Here is a 16805-nt window from a genome sequence, read left to right as displayed (position 1 = left end):
GCTACGGGCAGTGAGCTATGTTGAGTCCTCGTGGCAGACAAAGGAGGCCGACCGGTGCCCTCGCCGCAGCAGGCACGCGCACAGGCATCAGCGATCACGTCGGGCAGGACGGTGCCCGCGGCCGAGGCCGCTCCGACCTCCCGGCTCAGGGAGCTGTTCGACGGCCCGCGTCTGTCACCGGGGCAGCGGCGCATCGCCCAGTACCTGATCGAGCACATCACCGAGGCCGCGTTCCTGTCGATCACCGAGCTCGCGGACCGGGTCGGGGTCAGCCAGCCCTCCGTCACCCGGTTCGCCGCCGCCGTCGGCTTCAGCGGCTATCCGGCGCTGCGCGAGAAGCTCCAGTCGATCGCGCTGAGCAGCCTCGCCGGGGGTCCCGGCGAGGAGAACCGGGCCAACGAGCTGCAGGCGGCCGTCGACGCCGAGATCGAGAACCTGGAGAACCTGCGGCGGGACTTCGCCGACCCCGACCGGGTCATCCACGTCGGCCGCGAGCTGTCCCGCTCCACCCCGCTGACCGTGCTGGGCCTGCGCATCTCGGTGTCGCTCGCCGAGTACTTCGGCTACGCGGCCCGCCGTATCCACCCGGACGTGCGGCTGGTGACCCGCGGCGGCAGCGTGGCCTACGACGCGCTGCTGCAGGCCCGCGAGGCCGGCGGCGGCTGGGTGCTGGCCTTCGCCATGCCCCGGCACTCCCAGGAGACGCTGCACGCCGTCCGGGTGGCGCGCGGCGCGGGCCTGAAGGTCGCCCTGGTGACGGACCTGGCGCTGGGGCCGCTGGCCGACGAGGCCGACGTCACCTTCGCGACCGGCACCGGCTCCCGGCTGGTGTTCGACTCCTACGCGGCGCCCGGGGTGCTGGCCGCGGCGCTGCTGCAGGCCATGACCGACGCCGATCCGGAGCGCACCCAGGCCCGGCTGGAGAAGTACGAACAGCTCTCCGAGCAGCACCAGTTCTTCCTGAGGGACTGAGCCGGGGCCGGTCCGGCCGCTCCTTCCGCCCGTTGCGGGCATCCGTGAAGATCTTGCGGTCGTCCGTGCCGTGGACGGGGATGATTCACCGCATAACGCGCATGAATGTTTTCATACGTCTTGAAAACGGGTCGGCATATATAAATACTGCTCGGCGGGCTCCCCCGCTCGTCCGGGGCCCGCGCACGGACACCCCGCGCCGCGTCCCCTACCCACGTCGGCGCCCGGGGTGCACCGGGGCGCGCCGTCTGCGCGACGCGCCCGTGGCGGCCCCGGTCATCCCCTGGACCGGGGCCGCCCCGAACCCGTCGGCCACCCTCCGACACCGCACCACCGGAAGCGATGGACATGACCCTGACCAGCACGCGCATCAGTCGAGACTGGCCCTGTCAGGTCAAGACGCCGGGCTCGTACGACTGGGAGCGCTCGGCCGCCAAGTGGCTGCGGGAGCTGATCCCCGCGCGCTACGCCAGCTACCCGGCGCTCATCCGGTACCCGGTCCTGCTGGCCCGGCACGCGCAGATCCAGGTGCAGCAGGAGATCCGGGTCGCGCGCACCGCCCTGCAGACCGCGCGGGCCGAGCTGCCCGTGCTCGGACTGCCCGAATCGGTGATCGAGCACACGATCAAGCTGTACGCGGCGGAAGTGCTGCAGTTGCAGCACATCGCCCGCAGCGTGCGCGCGGTCAGCGAGGCCCTGGCCACCCGCGGCACGGCCCGCTGACCTGGCCGGGCCGCTCCCCCACGCCCCTCACCGCTTCTTCCGCCGTCTCGCCGCGCCGCCTCCCGGGCCGCCCCTGCTGTCCACCGGTCGTGTGCATCCCGACCCGGCAGACGAGTGATCGAGCGGGCCCGGATGTGCAATGCTCATCGCGTGACGAGCGAGCCCCTGCCCCCGGCGGACCGCGGAACCGGCGCCGACCTCGCCGCGCTGGCCAAAGTCGTGGCCCGGCAGCGCGCCGAGATGGAACGGCTGCGGGACCTCGCCGCCACCTCCGCGGTCCTGGAGCGGGCCAAGGGCGCGCTGATGGCCATCACTTCCTGCACCCCGGACGCCGCCCACCAGGAGCTGGTCCAGCGCGCCAAGGACGGCAACCGCACCCTCCTCGAACAGTGCTGGCTCACCCTCGGAGCCCTGCAGCCCCGGCAGCAGTCCGCCACGCCCCCCGCCGCGGCCACCGCCGTGCGCTCCTGGGAGGGCGTGCCCGCCGGCACCACCGACCTGACCGACGTCCTGGGCCACATCGGCCGCGACCTGCTCCGGGTCGGCTCACCGCACGAGCTGGCCGGCTGCCTCATGGACCACCTCGCGTCCGAGGCGGGCGCCGACGCGGTGATGCTGTACGAGCGGCTTCCCGAGGGCGGGCTCGGACTGATCGGGTACGCCGGCCTCGACCCCGCCCTCGCCGCCCAGTGGCGCCAGCTCCCCCCGGTGACCAGGGTGGCCGCGCTGGACGCCCTGGGGTCCGGGGAACCGCGCTGGCTGGAGGACATCGCCCGGGACCGCACCCGGTACCTGCTCATCGGGGATCCCCCGGAGCAGTGGCCCACCCGGGCCTGGCTGCCGGTGCCGGCCGGGGACGCCGCCTGCGTCGCCCTCGGGGTGCTGCGCCGGCACGGCGAGCCGTTCACGGACCGCGAGCGGGAACTGCTGCGGGCCGTGGCCCGGCTGTGCGCGGGCCGGCTGCGAGCCTTCGACAGCCCGCGCGCCGGCGCGCCCGCGGACGTCTCCCAGACCGTGCAGGCGGTCTTCGACGCGCTGCCGGGCGCGGCGATCCTGCTGACCCCGCTGCGCGCTCCCTCCGGCGAGGTGGAGGACTACCTCATCGACGCCGCGACGCCGGAGGCGGTCGACGTGTTCGGCCGCACCGGCCGGGCCATGGTCGGCAGCCGTGTCCTGGAGAGCTACCCCTCGGTCGCGGGCGAACCGCTGTGGCGGGGCTACCTGCGGGCCCTGGAGACCAAGGTGCCCTTCGAGGGCGAGCCGTTCGCCTACCAGGACGTGGTGGGCGAGGTGCCCGTCACCGCCACCTACACCGTGCGGGCCGCTCCGCTGGGCGAGCGCCTGGTGGTGACCTGGCTGCGGCACGACCCGGTGGAGCGCCAGGAGCAGCGCCTTGCCGACGTGCAGCGGCTCGGCAACCTGGGCTGGGCGAACTGGAACCTGGTCACCCAGGAGATCTCCTGGGCCACGCAGACGTACGCCGTGCTCGGTCTGCGCCCCGGGCAGCGCCCGGTCCGGCTGGAGGAGCTGCCCGACCTGGTCCTGCCCGAGGACACCGGGCCGCTGGCCCACGCGATCGCCGAACTCGTCTCCCACAGCCGGCCGTTCGACGTGCCGTTCCGCGTCGAGACGCCCGAGGGGGTCCGGCATCTGCGGATGGTCGCCGAGGCCGTCACGGCGCCCGACGGCACCCCGGTCGAGGTGCACGGCTTCGTCCAGAACCTCACCGCGCAGCGCAGCGCGGAACTCGCGCTGGTGGAGAGCGAGCGCGCGATGCTGCTCCAGCGTGGCATCCTCCAGGCCGAACGGGCGCTGGCGGCCCGGCTCCAGCACGCCCTGCTGCCGCTGCCCAGCAAGCCGGTGCTGCTGGCCGGGCTGCGCGTCGAGGTCGCCTACCTGCCCGCGCAGGCCGGCATCCACGTCGGCGGCGACTGGTTCAGCGCCATCGAACTGCCCGACTACGACGCGCTGTTCGTGGTCGGCGACGTGGCGGGCCACGGCATCGACGCCGTGGCCACCATGGCCCAGCTCAGGTTCACCGCGAAGGGCATGGTCAGCACCGGCTCCTCGCTCACCGGGGCGCTGGCGCGGCTCAACCAGCTGCTGCTGCACTCCCGCGACAGCCAGATCACCGCCACCATGGTCCTCGCCCGCTACGACCCCGAACGGCAGGTCCTCGCCTGGGCGCAGGCGGGGCACCCGCCGCCGCTGCTGGTGCGCCGGGGCGAGGTCCGCTTCCTCGAACGGCCCGGCGGCATGCTGCTCGGCGCGACGGCCGCCCCCGCCTACGAGTCGCGGGAGCTGCGGCTGGAACCCGGCGACCGGCTGCTGCTCTACACCGACGGCCTGGTCGAACGCCCCGGCGAGGGCCTGGACGCGGGCTTCGCCCGGCTGGCCGAGGCGGTGCGCGCCCACGGCAGCGGCGAGTCCGGCTCCCTGGACGCGCTGCTCGCGACGATGCTGGCGGACGAGCGGCGCGACGACGTCTGCGTGCTCGACATCCGGATGCCCCTGGAGGGCGTGCAGGACGCGGCGGAGGAGGCGGTGGGCTGACGGCGCCGCACTCCTCACGGTGGCCGCGCTCAGTCCGCGGGGTGGCCGGCGTCGATGGTGACGGCGTCGGAGAGGCGCAGCAGGGAACCGTCGCGGCCCTCGCCCGACTCGACGGGGTCGAGCAGGAAGCCGACGTGGTCGCCGCCATCGGTGCGCCGCAGGACGGCACCGACGAACCAGGCCGCCGTGTCCTCCAGGACGGGGGTGCCGCCGGGCCCCTCCCGCCAGGTGAGCCGCGCGAACTTGTCGACCTCGTCGCCCGTCTCGCCGCCGAGGAGTTCCGCCAGGTCCCGCTGGTCGCGGGTGAGCAGATGGACGGCGAGGAACCGCGCGTCCCGGGCGACCCGGTAGGTGTGGTTGACCTTGGACAGCCACACGGTGAACCGGGGCGGCCGGATGGAGCACTGCGAGGCGAAGCCGACCAGGCAGCCGGCGCGCCTGCCGCTCGCCGCGGCGGTCACCACGCACATGTCCGGGTCCAGCCGGTCGAAGAAGCCGTCCAGGTCCGGCCGCTCCTGCCGGCCCCGCGTGCCGCTCTCGTCCGCCATCCCGCTCGCTCCCGTCCGCCGTCGTCCGCCGCCGGCCCGCGCGGGCCGTCGGTGGTCCTCGTGTGCCCGGTGCGCCGCTCATGAATCGTCATCGGAGTCGGTGCGGGACTCCAGCACGCGGCGCGTGTCGTTCCCGTAGACGCCCGTCTCGTCGCCGCTGATGCCGTACCAGAGCTGGAAGCGGGCCACGGCCTCGGTGAGGGCGGAGTCGTAGGTGCCGCTGATGGAGCCGTCGCGGTAGACGTCCGGGACGCGCAGCAGGCGTCGCTGCAGTTCGGCGACCTCGGGTCCGGTGTCGCCCTGGCGGAGGGTGCTGGGGCCGTCGGGGTCGGGCGCGGTGGCGGGGGCCGTGGATCCGGCCGGCGCGGTGGGGGCCGGGGCCGACGGGCCGCCGGGTGCCGTGGCCGGTGGTGCGGTGGCCGGTGGTGCGGTGGTGACCGCGGGCGCCGGGCGGGCGGTCGCGGCGGCCTGCTGACGGCCTGGCAGGAGCAGCGCGCAGCCGAAGCCGGCGAGGGCCGCCGCCGCGACGGCCGCGGCCACGGCGGCCCGGCGCGGGCCCGCGCCGGGCACACCCGGGGGCCGGGGGACCAGGGCCGGAACGGGAGGGAGTTCCCGGGTGTCGTCCTCGTGGTGTACGGGACCGGGCGGCCGGATCTCCCGCATGAGTTCCGCGAGGCCGTCGAAGCGGCGCAGGCGCACCACCCGGACGGGCTCCGGGACCGGTCCGGGCGGCGGCTGTCCGGGATCGGGCGGTGTCGGCACCTGGCTCTCCTTCCGTCCCTCCGGCGGGGGCGGGGCTCCTGCGGCCCGCGTGCTCAGATACGGCGCCCGCCGCGGCCCCGTTCAGCACTCCCCACGGGGTTCACGGATGGAGGTGCCGTTGCATCCAGTCGGCCGCCGCGCGGCGGAACAGGCGCCGGTTGTCCGCGCGCAGGAAGTCGTGCCCTTCGTCGCGCAGGGTCAGCAGTTCCGCGTGGACGCCCCGTTCCCGGGCGGCCCGGACGAACTGCCGGGACTCCCCCGGCGGCACGTTGGTGTCGTGTTCGCCGTGCACGGCCAGCACCGGGACGCGCAGCGCGTCGATGCGGCTCATCGGCGACAGGGCGTGCAGCAGTTCCCGGTCGCGCTCCGGGTGGCCGTACTTGTGGGCCGCCGATTCCGCGATCCACGGCTCCGTACCGGCGAAGAAGGTGAGGAAGTCGGACATGCCGCAGACGGCCACCCCGGTGCGGAACAGGTCCGGGTGCCACACGAGGGAGGCGAACGTGAGGTAGCCGCCGTACGAGCGGCCCATGACCGCGAGCCGCGTCGGATCGGCGGGGCCGGCGGTGACCGCGTGGACCGCGCAGTCCGCGACGTCGTCGAGGGCGGCGAAGCGGCCAGCGCCCAGGTCGGCGTCGACGAACGAGCGGCCGTGCCCCAGGGAGCCCCGGACGTCCGGGGCGAAGACGTCCAGGCCGCGCCCGACCAGCTCGTGGTACAGCGGGTTGAACACCGGGCGTTCCTGTTCCTCCGGGCCACCGTGCAGGTGGATCACACAGGGCGCCGGTTCGTCGGGGGAGCGCCCCGGCGCCCGGTAGTACCAGCCGTGCAGGGGCAGCCCGTCCCGCGCGGTCAGCCGCACGGGGACGGGGCGTACCGGTGGGCGGCCCGGCGGGACGGCGTCCTCGTCCTGGGAGGACCACGGGGTGCGCAGCAGGGACACGCCCTCGTGGGCCCACCACAGGCCCGGGCGGCGCTGCGACCCCGACAGCGCGAGCAGCAGGCGTCCGGCACCGGCGGGGGTCACGCGGGTGACGACCTCGTGGGGCAGCGGCAACGGCCGTGCCGGGCCCGTGCTGTCCGGGGTCCGTCCCGTCGGGAAGGTCTCGACGAGTTCCAGTTCGCTCGCGCCGCGCACGTTCCACGCGAGCGCGGCGGTGCGGCCGTCCTGGGCCAGCGCGAAGAGTTCCAGGTCGCTTTCCGCGCGCTGCGCCGCGACCGACACCGCCTGCGGTCCTCCGTCGGCGTCGAGGGCGACCGCGAGGAGGGCGGCGTACTCGCGGTCGTCGTTGCTGCGCAGCCACAGTGTCCGCGCGTCCGGGGAGAACCGGCCGATCCACGGATCGCCGTCGGCGACCGGCATGTCGAGGGTGGTCACCGAGTCGGCGGTGCGCAGGACGACCGCCTCGCGCCGTCCGCGCGGCCCCCGGCGCAGCAGCGCGAGGCCGCCGTCGGGGCTGAGGTCGCAGACGCGCAGGGAGGCGGCGTGGGTCTCGGTGGTGAGCAGGACGGGCGAGGCCAGGCCGTCGGGATCGATCAGGTAGACCGACAGGCCGCCGTCGGGCCGGGCCGCCGGAGCCGTGGTGCCGGCCGGCGTCCCGTCCGGCGCCACCCCCGAGGCGGCGTCGTACGCGGCCGGGCCGAGGAGCGTGGCGTGACCGTCCCGGTCCGCCCAGTCGGCCGCCGGGCGCATCCCCGCGAGCAGGCCGTCGGCCGGGCCGGAGTCCGCCAGGACCCGTGTCGTGAGGGTTCCGTACGCGGCGGCGGCCGGCGCCGCGACGGTGACGGCGACGGCCGAGCCGTCGTGCGCCCAGCAGCCCAGGTAGGCGGAGCTGGCCGGGTCGGCCCCCGCCAGGACGCGGCGGCCGGTGCCGTCGGGCCGCACGCAGAGCACCCGTGAGTGCTCACCGCCGCCCGGCGCCGTGGTGTACGCGATCCACCGGCCGTCCGGTGACCAGGACACCTCCTTGACCGGGTCCGGTGAGGAGTCCAGCAGCCGCACCTCGTCGCCGTCGACGGGCCCGGCCCACAGCTGGGGGACGCCTCCCCGGTCACAGATGAACGCCGTCTCGCTGCCGTCGGCGTTCGCGGAGGGGTACCAGCAGCCGTGCGCGCGCAGCCGGGTCACCGCGTCGCGCGGGCCGCCCGCCTCGGGCAGCGGCACCGGCGCGGGGGCGGCGGCACGGGCGGCGTCGAGGACGTCCCCGGTCCGGCGGTCCGGGGACCGGACGGGGCCCGCACCCGCCGGGCCCGGAGGTCCGGAGCGGATGACGGCGGGTGCCGGGCCGTGCGCCACCCGCGCGCCCAGGTCGTCGGTCACGTGATTCCGTGGGTCTGCAGCCATATCTCCAGCACAGCGATCTGCCAGAGCGCGTTCGCGCCCCGCCTGGTCCGGTGCTCGTCGGGCGCCTTGAGGAGCTCCGCCACGTACGCGTCCTGGTACACGCCGCGGCGCCTGGCCTCCGGTGCCTCCAGGGCCTCCCGCACGCGCCGCAGGACGGGGCCCGCCATGTGCCGGATGGCCGGCACGGGGAAGTAGCCCTTGGGCCGGTCGACGACCTCGTGGGGCAGCAGCTTGCGGCCCGCCTCCTTCAGCACGCCCTTGCCGCCGTCGGCCAGTTTCAGTTCCGGCGGGCAGGCCGCCGCGAGTTCGACCAGTTCGTGGTCCAGGAAGGGCACCCGGGCCTCCAGGCCCCAGGCCATGGTCATGTTGTCGACTCGCTTGACGGGGTCGTCGACGAGCATGACGTGCGTGTCCAGCCGGAGAGCGGCGTCCAGCGCCGTCTCCGCGCCCGGTCGCGCCATGTGCTCCCGTACGAAGCGTCCCGAGACGTCCTCGCGGGGCAGCAGCTCGGGCCGCAGGACCCGGGCGAGGTCGGCGTGCGACCGGTCGAAGTAGGTCGCGGCGTACCGCTCCGGCTCGTCCTCGCGGGCGACCGACGCCAGCTGCGGGTACCAGTGGTAGCCGGCGAAGACCTCGTCGGCGCCCTGCCCGCTCTGCACGACCTTGACCTCCTTGGACACCTGCTCGGACAGCAGGTGGAAGGCGACCACGTCGTGGCTGATCATCGGCTCGCTCATGGCCTCGAACGCCCCGTCCAGGGCCGTCGAGACCCGTTCGGAGGGGACCATCAGCCGGCGGTGGTCGGTGTCGAACTCCCGGGCCACCAGATCGGAGTAGCGGAACTCGTCGCCCTCCTCGCCGCCCTCCGCCTCGAAACCGACGCTGAACGTCATCAGGTCGCGCCGGCCTTCGTCGGCCAGCAGCGCGACGATCAGGCTGGAGTCGAGGCCGCCGGAGAGCAGGACACCGACCGGCACGTCGGCCACCGTCCGCCGGCGCACCGCCAGGCGCAGCGCGTCCAGCACCGCGTCCCGCCACTCGTCGGCCGTCATGCCGGCGTGCTCGGGCCGGCGCGTGTAGGACGGCTGCCAGTAGCAGTGGTCCCGGTGCGTGCCGTCCGGTTCGACGACCCGCACGGTGGCCGGCGGGAGCTTGCGCACCCCGTTGAGGACGGTGTGCGGGGCGGCGACCGTGGCGTGCCAGCTCAGGTACTGGTGCAGGGCCACCGGGTCGAGCGAGGTGTCCACGTCACCGGCGGCCAGGAGAGCGGGCAGCGTGGAGGCGAAACGGAGCCGGCCCGGCGTCCGCGCCAGGTAGAGGGGCTTGATCCCGAGCCGGTCCCGGGCGAGGACGACGCGGCCGGTCCGGTGCTCGGTGAGCGCGAAGGCGAACATGCCGCGGAAGCGCTCCACGCAGGCGGTCCCCCACTGCCGGTAGGCGTTGAGGACCACCTCGGTGTCCGACGTCGACTCGAAGCGGTGCCCTAGGCGGCGCAGTTCCTCCCGCAGCTCCGGGTAGTTGTATATGCAACCGTTGAAGACGCCGGTGACCTCGCCCCGGGCGTCCGTCATCGGCTGGGCCCCGCTGTCCGACAGGTCGATGATCTTCAGGCGGCGGTGTCCCAGGGCCACCGCGCCCCGTCTCCAGGTGCCCTGCCCGTCGGGTCCGCGGTCGGCGAGGCGCTCCGTCATGCGCTCGACCGCCGCGAGATCGGGCGACCGTCCGTCGAAGCGGACCTCCCCGCTCAGACCGCACATGACGCCCCGCCTCCGTCCGGCGCGCCGGCATACCCTCCGGCGCGGAGCTGGGCGGTACTGCGATACATGACGTTCCCTTCCGTAGACGACAGGACGTGTCGCGCGGCTCGCCGATGCGGCGACTGCCACCGCCGACGTGCCGCAGCGCACGCGGGCCGGACCGGCGCCCGGACGTCTTCGGGGAACACGGACGCACACGGGCCGGCACCGGGCGGCTGCGGCGGCTTGTGCCGTGTTCGAGTGCCCACGCCCTGAGCAGGTAAGCCCCACCCCGCGCACCCGGCGCGCCCGCACGTGGTGCACTCGGTGTATGAACCCTGTCCCGACCGATCCCGTGGGCGGGACCCCCGGCTCGGGCCCGGAGCTGATCACCTTCGGGCACGGCACGGCCGGCCGGACGGCGCTGGCGGAGCTCCTGCGGGAAGCCGGCGTCGCCGCCGTCGTGGACGTCAGGACCGCACCGGGCAGTCGCCGCGACCCGGACCTGTCGCGGCAGCGGCTGGCCGAGTGGCTGCCCGAGGAGCGGATCGCCTACCGCTGGGAGCGGCGGCTGGGCGGCTGGCGCAGGCCCCCGCCGGACTCACCGGACACCGTCTGGCGCAACGAGTCCTTCCGGGGCTACGCCGCTCACACCCGCAGTGCGGAGTTCCTGACCGCGATGGACGGCGTGCTGCGGCAGGCGGGCGGGGAGCGTACCGCGGTGATGTGCAGCGAGGCGGTGTGGTGGAGATGCCACCGGCGGCTGATCGCCGACTTCGCCGTCCTGGCCCGCGGGGCGAGCGTCCTGCACCTGATGCACGACGGCCGCCTCACGCCGCACAGCCCGACGCCCGGTGTCCGCCTCCGCGGTGACGGCCTGCTGGTCTACGACGACGGTCCTCGGGCGGCGGAGTGAGGCCCCCCGCCCGAGAGGCGCGGCGTCCCGGGCCCGCGGGGCCGCCCGCGCCGCGCGGGTGTGGCGGGCGCCCGGCGGGGCACGCGGAGTGCGGTCCAGCCGATCGGAGGACGGTGCCACGATGACCGACCACGAGCGTTCCCGCGTCCTGCCCGCTCGGCCCCCGGCACACGGGGCCGCCGCGGGTCTCCGCACCGGCCGCACCGGACGGCCGCGCGTCGCCGTCACGGCCGGCTGACCGGCTCCGGAGCACGCCATGGGACGCCCCAAGCGGTACGCCGTCGCCGCCTCCGGACAGTGGACCGACGAGGAGGACGGCCGGCGCCGGCTGCCCGCCGGCGAGGTCCACGCGTGGGAACCGGGTCTGAACCAGACCGTCTGCGGACTCTCCCTCAGCCGCTCCCGGCTGACGCGCTTCCCGCACGTCGGCTGGGCGGACACCTTCCCGGAGTCCGGGGGCGCGGCGGACCGGGTGCGGCGCGTGTGCCCGCGCTGCGCGTCCGTGGCCGGGCGCCGCGGCCCTGACGCCCGGCCCCGGTGGCACCGCACCAACCCCCGGCCCTGAGGGGCACGTCGGGGGGCGAGGTGCCGGGCTGGGCGCCGATCACCGTCAGGCCGGGATCAGCGCTCCCCGCGCGAACCGGCTCAGGGACGCGGTGAACGCGGTGACGAAGGCGTCCCTGGCCTCCTCCGGGAGCGCGTCGAGGGACAAGTAGGGGTTGAGGTCCTCCAGTTCGACCAGCAGCAGGCTTCCGTCCGCGGCGCGGCAGGCGTCGACGCGCTGGATGCCGTGGCCGAGGTCGTTCCAGTCGATGAACCGGCGGGCGAACTCCAGGTCGGCGGCGGTGGCCTGGTACGGCCGCAGCTCCCAGCGGCGCTCGGGGTCGGGGGCGTGAAGGGCGTACTGGAAGTCGTCGTCGACGAAGTAGAAGGACACCTCGTAGGCGAAGTCCACGCACGGCTGGATCAGGACGTCCGCGGTGGCGAGTCCCGCGACGCCGTCCGCGGGGACGATCCGCAGGCCCAGGGAGTCGGCGCCCTGCTTCGGTTTGACCACGTACCGCTCGGCGGCCGGCAGCCGGTCCAGGTCCTCGGCGCGGTCGACGGTCGGGATCACGGGGAACCCTGCGGCGGTCAGGTCGAGCAGGTACTGCTTCCCGGCCATGTCGGCCTTCCCGGTGAGCGGGTTGTACACCCGGGTACCGGCGGCGAGCGCCCGCGCGCGGAAGGCGTCGTACTCCTCGCGGTAGCCGAGGACGGGCCCGCTGTTGCGGACGACGACGGCGTCGAAGCCGTCCATCAGGGCCGCCGCGTCCACCGGATGGCACAGGGCCAGGTCGAAGTGGGCGCGCAGCCGGGAGGTGAGGTGGATGTCCTCGTCGCAGTAGCGGCGCCCGCGCGCCTGGTACGCCAGGTCGGTGACGTAGAGCAGGCGGGGGCGGGCGGCGGGCATGCGGGCTCCTCGGGGCGGCGCGGGGGCCGCGGTCGTGGGGCGGGTGGGTGGTGCGGGCGCGGTGCGGGGCCGGTGCCGGTGCCGGCGGCGTCCTGGACGGCGGCGGCGACGGCGGAGAAAGGTTACGCCGCAGGGTACGGCGGCTTCCGGCCACCCCCGGTCACCGCCCCCTCGCGCCCAGCGCCCCCGTGGTCCGGCCGGGCCGCCTGGAGGTGGCCCTGAAAGCACTCAGTTCCCCCGACAGGTCGCTCGCGCTGCACTGAGTGTCACGCACGCGCTCCGGGTGCTACGTTCCCGTCCATGAGCTCCAGCAGCGCGGTGCCGGCCGCGAAGCCGCCGATCCGGGACGCCCTGGTGGCGGCGGCCTTCCGGCTCTTCCTGGAACGCGGGTACGAGCAGACCACCGTGGACGACATCGTGGCCCTGGCCGGGGTCGGCCGGCGTTCGTTCTTCCGCTACTTCCCCTCCAAGGAGGACGTGGTCTTCCCCGACCACGAGCGCTGCCTGGCCGACATGACCGCCTTCCTCGCGGCCGGCGGCGCCGAACACGAGCCGGTGCGGCGGGTGTGCGACGCGGCCCGGCTGGTGCTGCGGATGTACGCCGAGAACCCGGCCTTCTCCGTGCAGCGCTACCGCCTCACCCGGCAGGTGCCGGGGCTGCGCGCGTACGAGCTGTCGGTGGTGTGGCGCTACGAACGCGCGCTCGCCGAGTACCTCCGCGCCCGTTTCGCGGACCGGCCCGACGGCACGCTGCGCGCCGACGTGATCGCGGCCGCGGTCGTCGCCGCGCACAACAACGCCCTGCGCTCCTGGCTGCGTTCGGAGGGGAAGGGTGACCCGGGGGCCGAGGTGGACCACGCGCTGGGGTACGTGCAGAGGACGTTCGGCCGACCGGGGCCGGTGCCGGCCGGCGCGCAGGCGGGGCGGCCCGACGACGTGGTGGTGCTGGTGTCCCGCCGGGACGCGCCGCTGTGGCGGGTGGTACGGGAACTGGAGGCGGCACTCGGCCGGGACTGACCCGGAACAGGGGTCATTAGGGGTACCGAGTGCCTTTACGAGTGACACTCAGTGCCATACCCTGTCGGCGTGCGCGGTGGCACGGCAACCGCGCACACATGTGTCCGGTCCGCCCCGGGCACGCGGGATTCCGGCCGAGCGCAGGGAGTTGACCAGCGTGTACCACCCCTCAGCAAGCACCTCGCACCCGGTGGCCGGTGCCGCGGCGGGCGTTCTCGATCCCGCCGCCACGGACTCCAAGGACGCCATCCTCTTCCAGCGCTGCACCTGGTGCGGCACCGCGATGTACCACCGGCTGCTGTGTCCGGTCTGCCAGGGCAGTGAGCTGCGCACGGAGCGCAGCGAGGGCGTCGGCACGGTCCGCCACTCCACGGTGGTGCACCGCAACTCACCGGCGGCGCGCAATGTGTCGCTGATAGAGATGGCCGAGGGGTTCGTCGTCCGGGGCCGGGTCATGGGCCCGCCGATCGGCATCCACAGCGGTGACCGGGTGCGGCTGTCCACCGCCAAGGACCCGGTGCGCGGGGAGCCGGTCTTCCAGCTCGTGGACGAGCCGTACCGCGCCTGGACTTGACCCCCCGCCGGGCTGCCCGGCAGCGAGCGGACCGCCTGCTGCTGGGCGCAGGAGATCACCCGGTACGGCACCGACGCGTCGTACGACGTGCTGGTCGAGGCGGTCCGGGGGGCGGTCGCCGGGTGCTACCGGGTGCGGGAGTCCCCGGAGCCGGTGCTGTTCCGGCAGGCCGACCCACGGCCCGCGGAGCCGGGGACCGGGGGCCTCGCACCGTCCGGTTCGGTGCTGGACGCGTCGTAGGGCGCCGGTCCCGGGTGGCTCTCAGTCCCCGAGGGTCACCCGGAGGCCGACGGTGCCGTCCAGGCCGCGCCGGAGCCGGCTGCCCAGCAGGGTGAGGCGGCCGAGGAGGCCGTACTTGCGGGCGATCAGGCCCCGGTAGCGGGCGGTGGTGGCCGGATCGGCGATCTCGGCGGTGGCGGGCACCTGGTCGCCGGTCGGGTTGCCGCGCACGTCGCACGGGCCGACGAGGACGTCCGGGCGGCGCCGGATCCGCTTGACCTTCCCGCTGCCGGCCGCCGTCCACACCCCGAGCGCGTCGCCGTCCCGTACCACCCAGACCGGGGTCGCGACGGGCCTGCCGTTCTTCCGGTAGCTGGTCACCAGCAGGTACGTGCCGGACCCGAGCCGGTCGAGCCGCGTGTCGTCCATGCCCGCAGTGTAGGAGAGCGGCCCCTGCCCGGCGAAGCCCGGTGCACGCGGGCAAGCCCGCCGGCTCCCGGCGGAGAAACCCGGACCGGGCGGCGGAGATCAACTCGGGCGTCTAGATTGCGTCTTGCACGGTGCAGTCCCCGTCAGGCGTCTTCGCCGGACACCCCTCAGGCATCCCTTCAGGCACCCAGGAGCTGACCCACGTGACCGACAACCCGGCAGCCGCCGACGACGTGGCCGCGTCGCTGCGCTCCCGCATCAGCACCGGCCAGCCGCACACCGCCCGGATCTGGAACTACTGGCTCGGCGGCAAGGACAACTACGAGGTCGACCGCGCGGCCGGCGACCAGATCCGCCGGCTGCACCCGGGCATCGGGGAGTACGCGCGCGCCGACCGGCTCTTCCTCGGCCGCGCGGTGCGCCATCTGGTCGGCGAGGTGGGCATCCGGCAGTTCCTGGACATCGGCACCGGGCTGCCCACCGCCGACAACACGCACGAGGTGGCGCAGCGGATCGCGCCGGAGTCCCGGATCGTGTACGTCGACAACGACCCGCTCGTCCTCGCGCACGCGCGCGCCCTGCTGACCAGCACTCCGCAGGGCCGTACCGACTACCTGGACGAGGACCTGCGCAACGTCGACGCCATCCTCGAACACGCGGCGAAGACACTGGACTTCAGTCAGCCGGTGGCGCTGATGCTGCTCGGGGTGGTCATCTTCATCGGCGACGAGGAGGACCCGTACGGCCTGGTACGGCAGTTGACGGACCGGCTCCCGGCGGGCAGCCACCTGGTGCTGTCGCACACCATCACCAGCCCGTCGATGCCGGACGTGGACGAGGCGGTGAAGTTCTGGAACGAGCACGGCACCCCGAAGCTGAAGCAGCGCACCCCCGAGGACGTGGTCCGGTTCTTCGACGGCCTGGAGTTGCTGGAGCCGGGAGTGGTGTCCTGCTCGCGGTGGCGCCCGGAGGGCGGCGACGGGGCCGAGCCGGAGGAGGTCGCCATGTTCGGCGGGGTGGCCCGCAAGAACTGACCGCGCACGGCAGTTCACCGGCGCCGGTGAACGCCGTGGCCCCGGCCCCCGTATGGAGGAGCGGGCCCTCGACGATCCGGGGGCCTCGCGGTGCCGGTACGGGCAGCGCGCGTTCGGGTTCGGCTTCGGGAGCCATGCATGCGGCACGCACGACGACGGGTCGTCCGGCGAGTGACACGGCTGGCGGCGGTCGGCGGACTCCTCCTGGGGGGCGCGATGGTCGCCCAGGCGGCCATGGCGAGCGAGACACCGCCCGCCGCCGCCAGACCGCTCGCCGCCACGGGCGGTACCGGCGCCGCACTGGTGGCACGGCTCGGCACGGCCCGTACGGCGGGCGACTGGATCGGCGCCGACGGGCGTACGGTCGTCGCGGTGACCGACCAGGCCGCGGCGCGGGAGGTGCGGCGGGCCGGGGCGGAGCCGAAGGTCGTGTCGCACAGCATGAACGAGCTCAAGTCGGCGACGGCGGCCCTGCGTTCGGCTCCGCGCGTGCCGGGCACGGCCTGGGCGGTGGACTACCGGACCAACCGGGTCGTGGTGCGGGCGGACCGCACCGTGTCGGCCGGGGACTGGTCGCGGCTGACCCGGGTCGCCACGGGGATCGGCAGCTTCGTGCACATGGAGCGCACGAAGGGCACGTTCACCACGCGGCTGAACGGCGCGCAGCCGATCCTGTCGACGGGCGGCCGCTGCTCGGCCGGGTTCAATGTCACCGATGGGCGGTCGGACTTCATCCTGACCGCCGGCCACTGCGGGCCCGCCGGGTCCACCTGGTTCGCCGACAACCAGGGGGACCAGCAACTCGGCCGGACGGTCAGCAGTTCCTTCCCGGGCAGTGACTTCTCGCTCGTGCAGTACGCCGGCGGCAAGGCCGGCGCGGGCGCCGACGTCGTCGCGATCGGCGGGGGCAAGGGGGTGCGGATCACGGGGGCCGCCGATCCGGCGGTGGGGCAGCGGGTGTTCCGCAGCGGCAGCACCAGCGGTCTGCACGACGGCCAGGTCACGGCGCTGAACGCGACCGTCAACTACCCGGAGGGCACGGTCACCGGGCTCATCGAGACCACCGTGTGCGCCGAACCGGGCGACAGCGGCGGCCCGTTGTTCTCCGAGGGCATCGCGCTCGGCGTCACCTCGGGCGGGAACGGAGACTGCACGGCGGGCGGGACCACGTTCTTCCAGCCGGTGAGCAAGGCGCTGACGGCGCTCGGGGTCCGGCTGCTCGTGTCGGCGCAGAACGCGGGCGGCGCCCCGGGCGGCACCTCCTCCCCCGCGCCCGCGGCTTCGGCGGCCCAGGGCGCGATGGCGCCGAACGCGGCCTCGCCGGGCTCCTCGGCGCCGGTCACGGGCGCGTCGCAGGGCGGCACTCCGCTGGCGCGGCTGACGGACACCCGGAACGTCGGGCCGGGGCTGCTGGTCATCGCGGGCAGTCTGATCGCCCTGGTGGCGACCCGTTACATCCGGGCCGAGCAGGACCGCAAGGCGTATCAGCGGTACTACTCGGCGACGTGGGGCTGAGGGAGGCCGG

The 16805-nt window shown here is 74.8% G+C and carries 15 protein-coding genes; 9 read left to right on the top strand and 6 right to left on the bottom strand.

What is annotated here, in order from left to right; translation table 11 throughout:
- Nucleotides 1-54: 54 nt before the first annotated feature.
- The 3 genes from AB0947_RS16065 (at nucleotide 55) to AB0947_RS16055 (ending at nucleotide 4248) form a co-directional block, all read left to right on the top strand.
- Complete coding sequence (locus AB0947_RS16065) at nucleotides 55-972, top strand: MurR/RpiR family transcriptional regulator (RefSeq protein ID WP_366750958.1); 918 nt, start codon at nucleotides 55-57, stop codon at nucleotides 970-972.
- 342 nt (nucleotides 973-1314) lie between these two features.
- The gene (locus tag AB0947_RS16060) at nucleotides 1315-1695 is read left to right on the top strand and encodes a hypothetical protein (protein WP_366750957.1); all 381 of its coding nucleotides are present in this window, start codon (nucleotides 1315-1317) and stop codon (nucleotides 1693-1695) included.
- A gap of 132 nt (nucleotides 1696-1827) precedes the next feature.
- Nucleotides 1828-4248 (top strand): SpoIIE family protein phosphatase, encoded by a 2421-nt coding sequence (locus AB0947_RS16055; protein ID WP_366750956.1) that lies wholly within the window; start codon nucleotides 1828-1830, stop codon nucleotides 4246-4248.
- 29 nt (nucleotides 4249-4277) lie between these two features.
- Here AB0947_RS16055 and AB0947_RS16050 read toward each other — a convergent pair whose 3' ends face one another.
- The 4 genes from AB0947_RS16050 to AB0947_RS16035 all read right to left on the bottom strand — a co-directional run bounded on the left by AB0947_RS16050 (nucleotide 4278) and on the right by AB0947_RS16035 (nucleotide 9659).
- The gene (locus AB0947_RS16050) at nucleotides 4278-4796 is read right to left on the bottom strand and encodes a flavin reductase family protein (RefSeq protein ID WP_366750955.1); all 519 of its coding nucleotides are present in this window, start codon (nucleotides 4794-4796) and stop codon (nucleotides 4278-4280) included.
- Nucleotides 4797-4874: 78 nt separating this feature from the next.
- A complete protein-coding gene (locus tag AB0947_RS16045; RefSeq protein WP_366750954.1) occupies nucleotides 4875-5558 on the bottom strand; it encodes a peptidoglycan-binding domain-containing protein in 684 nt (227 codons plus the stop codon).
- Nucleotides 5559-5658: 100 nt separating this feature from the next.
- Nucleotides 5659-7878, bottom strand: a complete 2220-nt coding sequence (locus AB0947_RS16040; protein WP_366750953.1) for a prolyl oligopeptidase family serine peptidase — start codon at nucleotides 7876-7878, stop codon at nucleotides 5659-5661.
- Entirely contained in the window at nucleotides 7875-9659 is a 1785-nt protein-coding gene (locus tag AB0947_RS16035; RefSeq protein ID WP_366750952.1) for an N-acetylglutaminylglutamine amidotransferase, read from the bottom strand. Before AB0947_RS16035 ends, AB0947_RS16040 begins: the two co-directional genes overlap by 4 nt.
- Before the next feature lie 310 nt (nucleotides 9660-9969).
- Between AB0947_RS16035 and AB0947_RS16030 the strand changes: the two genes are divergently transcribed.
- Complete coding sequence (locus AB0947_RS16030; protein ID WP_366750951.1) at nucleotides 9970-10554, top strand: DUF488 domain-containing protein; 585 nt, start codon at nucleotides 9970-9972, stop codon at nucleotides 10552-10554.
- A gap of 256 nt (nucleotides 10555-10810) precedes the next feature.
- Nucleotides 10811-11119 (top strand): hypothetical protein, encoded by a 309-nt coding sequence (locus AB0947_RS16025; RefSeq protein ID WP_366750950.1) that lies wholly within the window; start codon nucleotides 10811-10813, stop codon nucleotides 11117-11119.
- A 45-nt stretch (nucleotides 11120-11164) separates the two neighbouring features.
- On the opposite strand, the gene AB0947_RS16020 is transcribed toward AB0947_RS16025, so the two are convergent.
- A complete protein-coding gene (locus AB0947_RS16020) occupies nucleotides 11165-12007 on the bottom strand; it encodes a hypothetical protein (RefSeq protein ID WP_366750949.1) in 843 nt (280 codons plus the stop codon).
- A gap of 300 nt (nucleotides 12008-12307) precedes the next feature.
- On the opposite strand from AB0947_RS16020, the gene AB0947_RS16015 reads away from it, so the two are divergent.
- Together AB0947_RS16015 and AB0947_RS16010 are read left to right on the top strand one after the other, a co-directional pair.
- Nucleotides 12308-13024, top strand: coding sequence for a TetR family transcriptional regulator (locus AB0947_RS16015; RefSeq protein ID WP_366750948.1), 717 nt, complete (start codon nucleotides 12308-12310; stop codon nucleotides 13022-13024).
- A 157-nt stretch (nucleotides 13025-13181) separates the two neighbouring features.
- Nucleotides 13182-13598, top strand: coding sequence for a zinc ribbon domain-containing protein (locus tag AB0947_RS16010; RefSeq protein WP_366750947.1), 417 nt, complete (start codon nucleotides 13182-13184; stop codon nucleotides 13596-13598).
- A gap of 261 nt (nucleotides 13599-13859) precedes the next feature.
- Here AB0947_RS16010 and AB0947_RS16005 read toward each other — a convergent pair whose 3' ends face one another.
- A complete protein-coding gene (locus AB0947_RS16005) occupies nucleotides 13860-14246 on the bottom strand; it encodes a PPOX class F420-dependent oxidoreductase (protein ID WP_366750946.1) in 387 nt (128 codons plus the stop codon).
- 203 nt (nucleotides 14247-14449) lie between these two features.
- Between AB0947_RS16005 and AB0947_RS16000 the strand changes: the two genes are divergently transcribed.
- A complete protein-coding gene (locus AB0947_RS16000; protein ID WP_366750945.1) occupies nucleotides 14450-15280 on the top strand; it encodes an SAM-dependent methyltransferase in 831 nt (276 codons plus the stop codon).
- Nucleotides 15281-15418: 138 nt separating this feature from the next.
- Nucleotides 15419-16795, top strand: coding sequence for a S1 family peptidase (locus AB0947_RS15995; RefSeq protein WP_366750944.1), 1377 nt, complete (start codon nucleotides 15419-15421; stop codon nucleotides 16793-16795).
- The last annotated feature ends 10 nt before the right edge of the window (nucleotides 16796-16805 follow it).

It is taken from the genome of Streptomyces sp. NPDC047841, from assembly GCF_040704085.1.
Lineage (GTDB): Bacteria > Actinomycetota > Actinomycetes > Streptomycetales > Streptomycetaceae > Streptomyces > Streptomyces argyrophylli.
The sequence above is the reverse complement of the archived record's forward strand: the minus strand, read 5'-3'. Positions and strand labels throughout refer to the sequence as shown.

Bases quoted from the DNA above. Each gene is read 5' to 3' on its own strand.
- AB0947_RS16060 (WP_366750957.1), top strand. From the start codon at position 1,315: ATGGACATGACCCTGACCAGCACGCGCATCAGTCGAGACTGGCCCTGT.
- AB0947_RS16055 (WP_366750956.1), top strand. From the start codon at position 1,828: ATGTGCAATGCTCATCGCGTGACGAGCGAGCCCCTGCCCCCGGCGGAC.
- AB0947_RS16050 (WP_366750955.1), bottom strand. From the start codon at position 4,796: ATGGCGGACGAGAGCGGCACGCGGGGCCGGCAGGAGCGGCCGGACCTG.
- AB0947_RS16035 (WP_366750952.1), bottom strand. From the start codon at position 9,659: ATGTGCGGTCTGAGCGGGGAGGTCCGCTTCGACGGACGGTCGCCCGAT.
- AB0947_RS16030 (WP_366750951.1), top strand. From the start codon at position 9,970: ATGAACCCTGTCCCGACCGATCCCGTGGGCGGGACCCCCGGCTCGGGC.
- AB0947_RS16025 (WP_366750950.1), top strand. From the start codon at position 10,811: ATGGGACGCCCCAAGCGGTACGCCGTCGCCGCCTCCGGACAGTGGACC.
- AB0947_RS16020 (WP_366750949.1), bottom strand. From the start codon at position 12,007: ATGCCCGCCGCCCGCCCCCGCCTGCTCTACGTCACCGACCTGGCGTAC.
- AB0947_RS16015 (WP_366750948.1), top strand. From the start codon at position 12,308: ATGAGCTCCAGCAGCGCGGTGCCGGCCGCGAAGCCGCCGATCCGGGAC.
- AB0947_RS16005 (WP_366750946.1), bottom strand. From the start codon at position 14,246: ATGGACGACACGCGGCTCGACCGGCTCGGGTCCGGCACGTACCTGCTG.
- AB0947_RS15995 (WP_366750944.1), top strand. From the start codon at position 15,419: ATGCGGCACGCACGACGACGGGTCGTCCGGCGAGTGACACGGCTGGCG.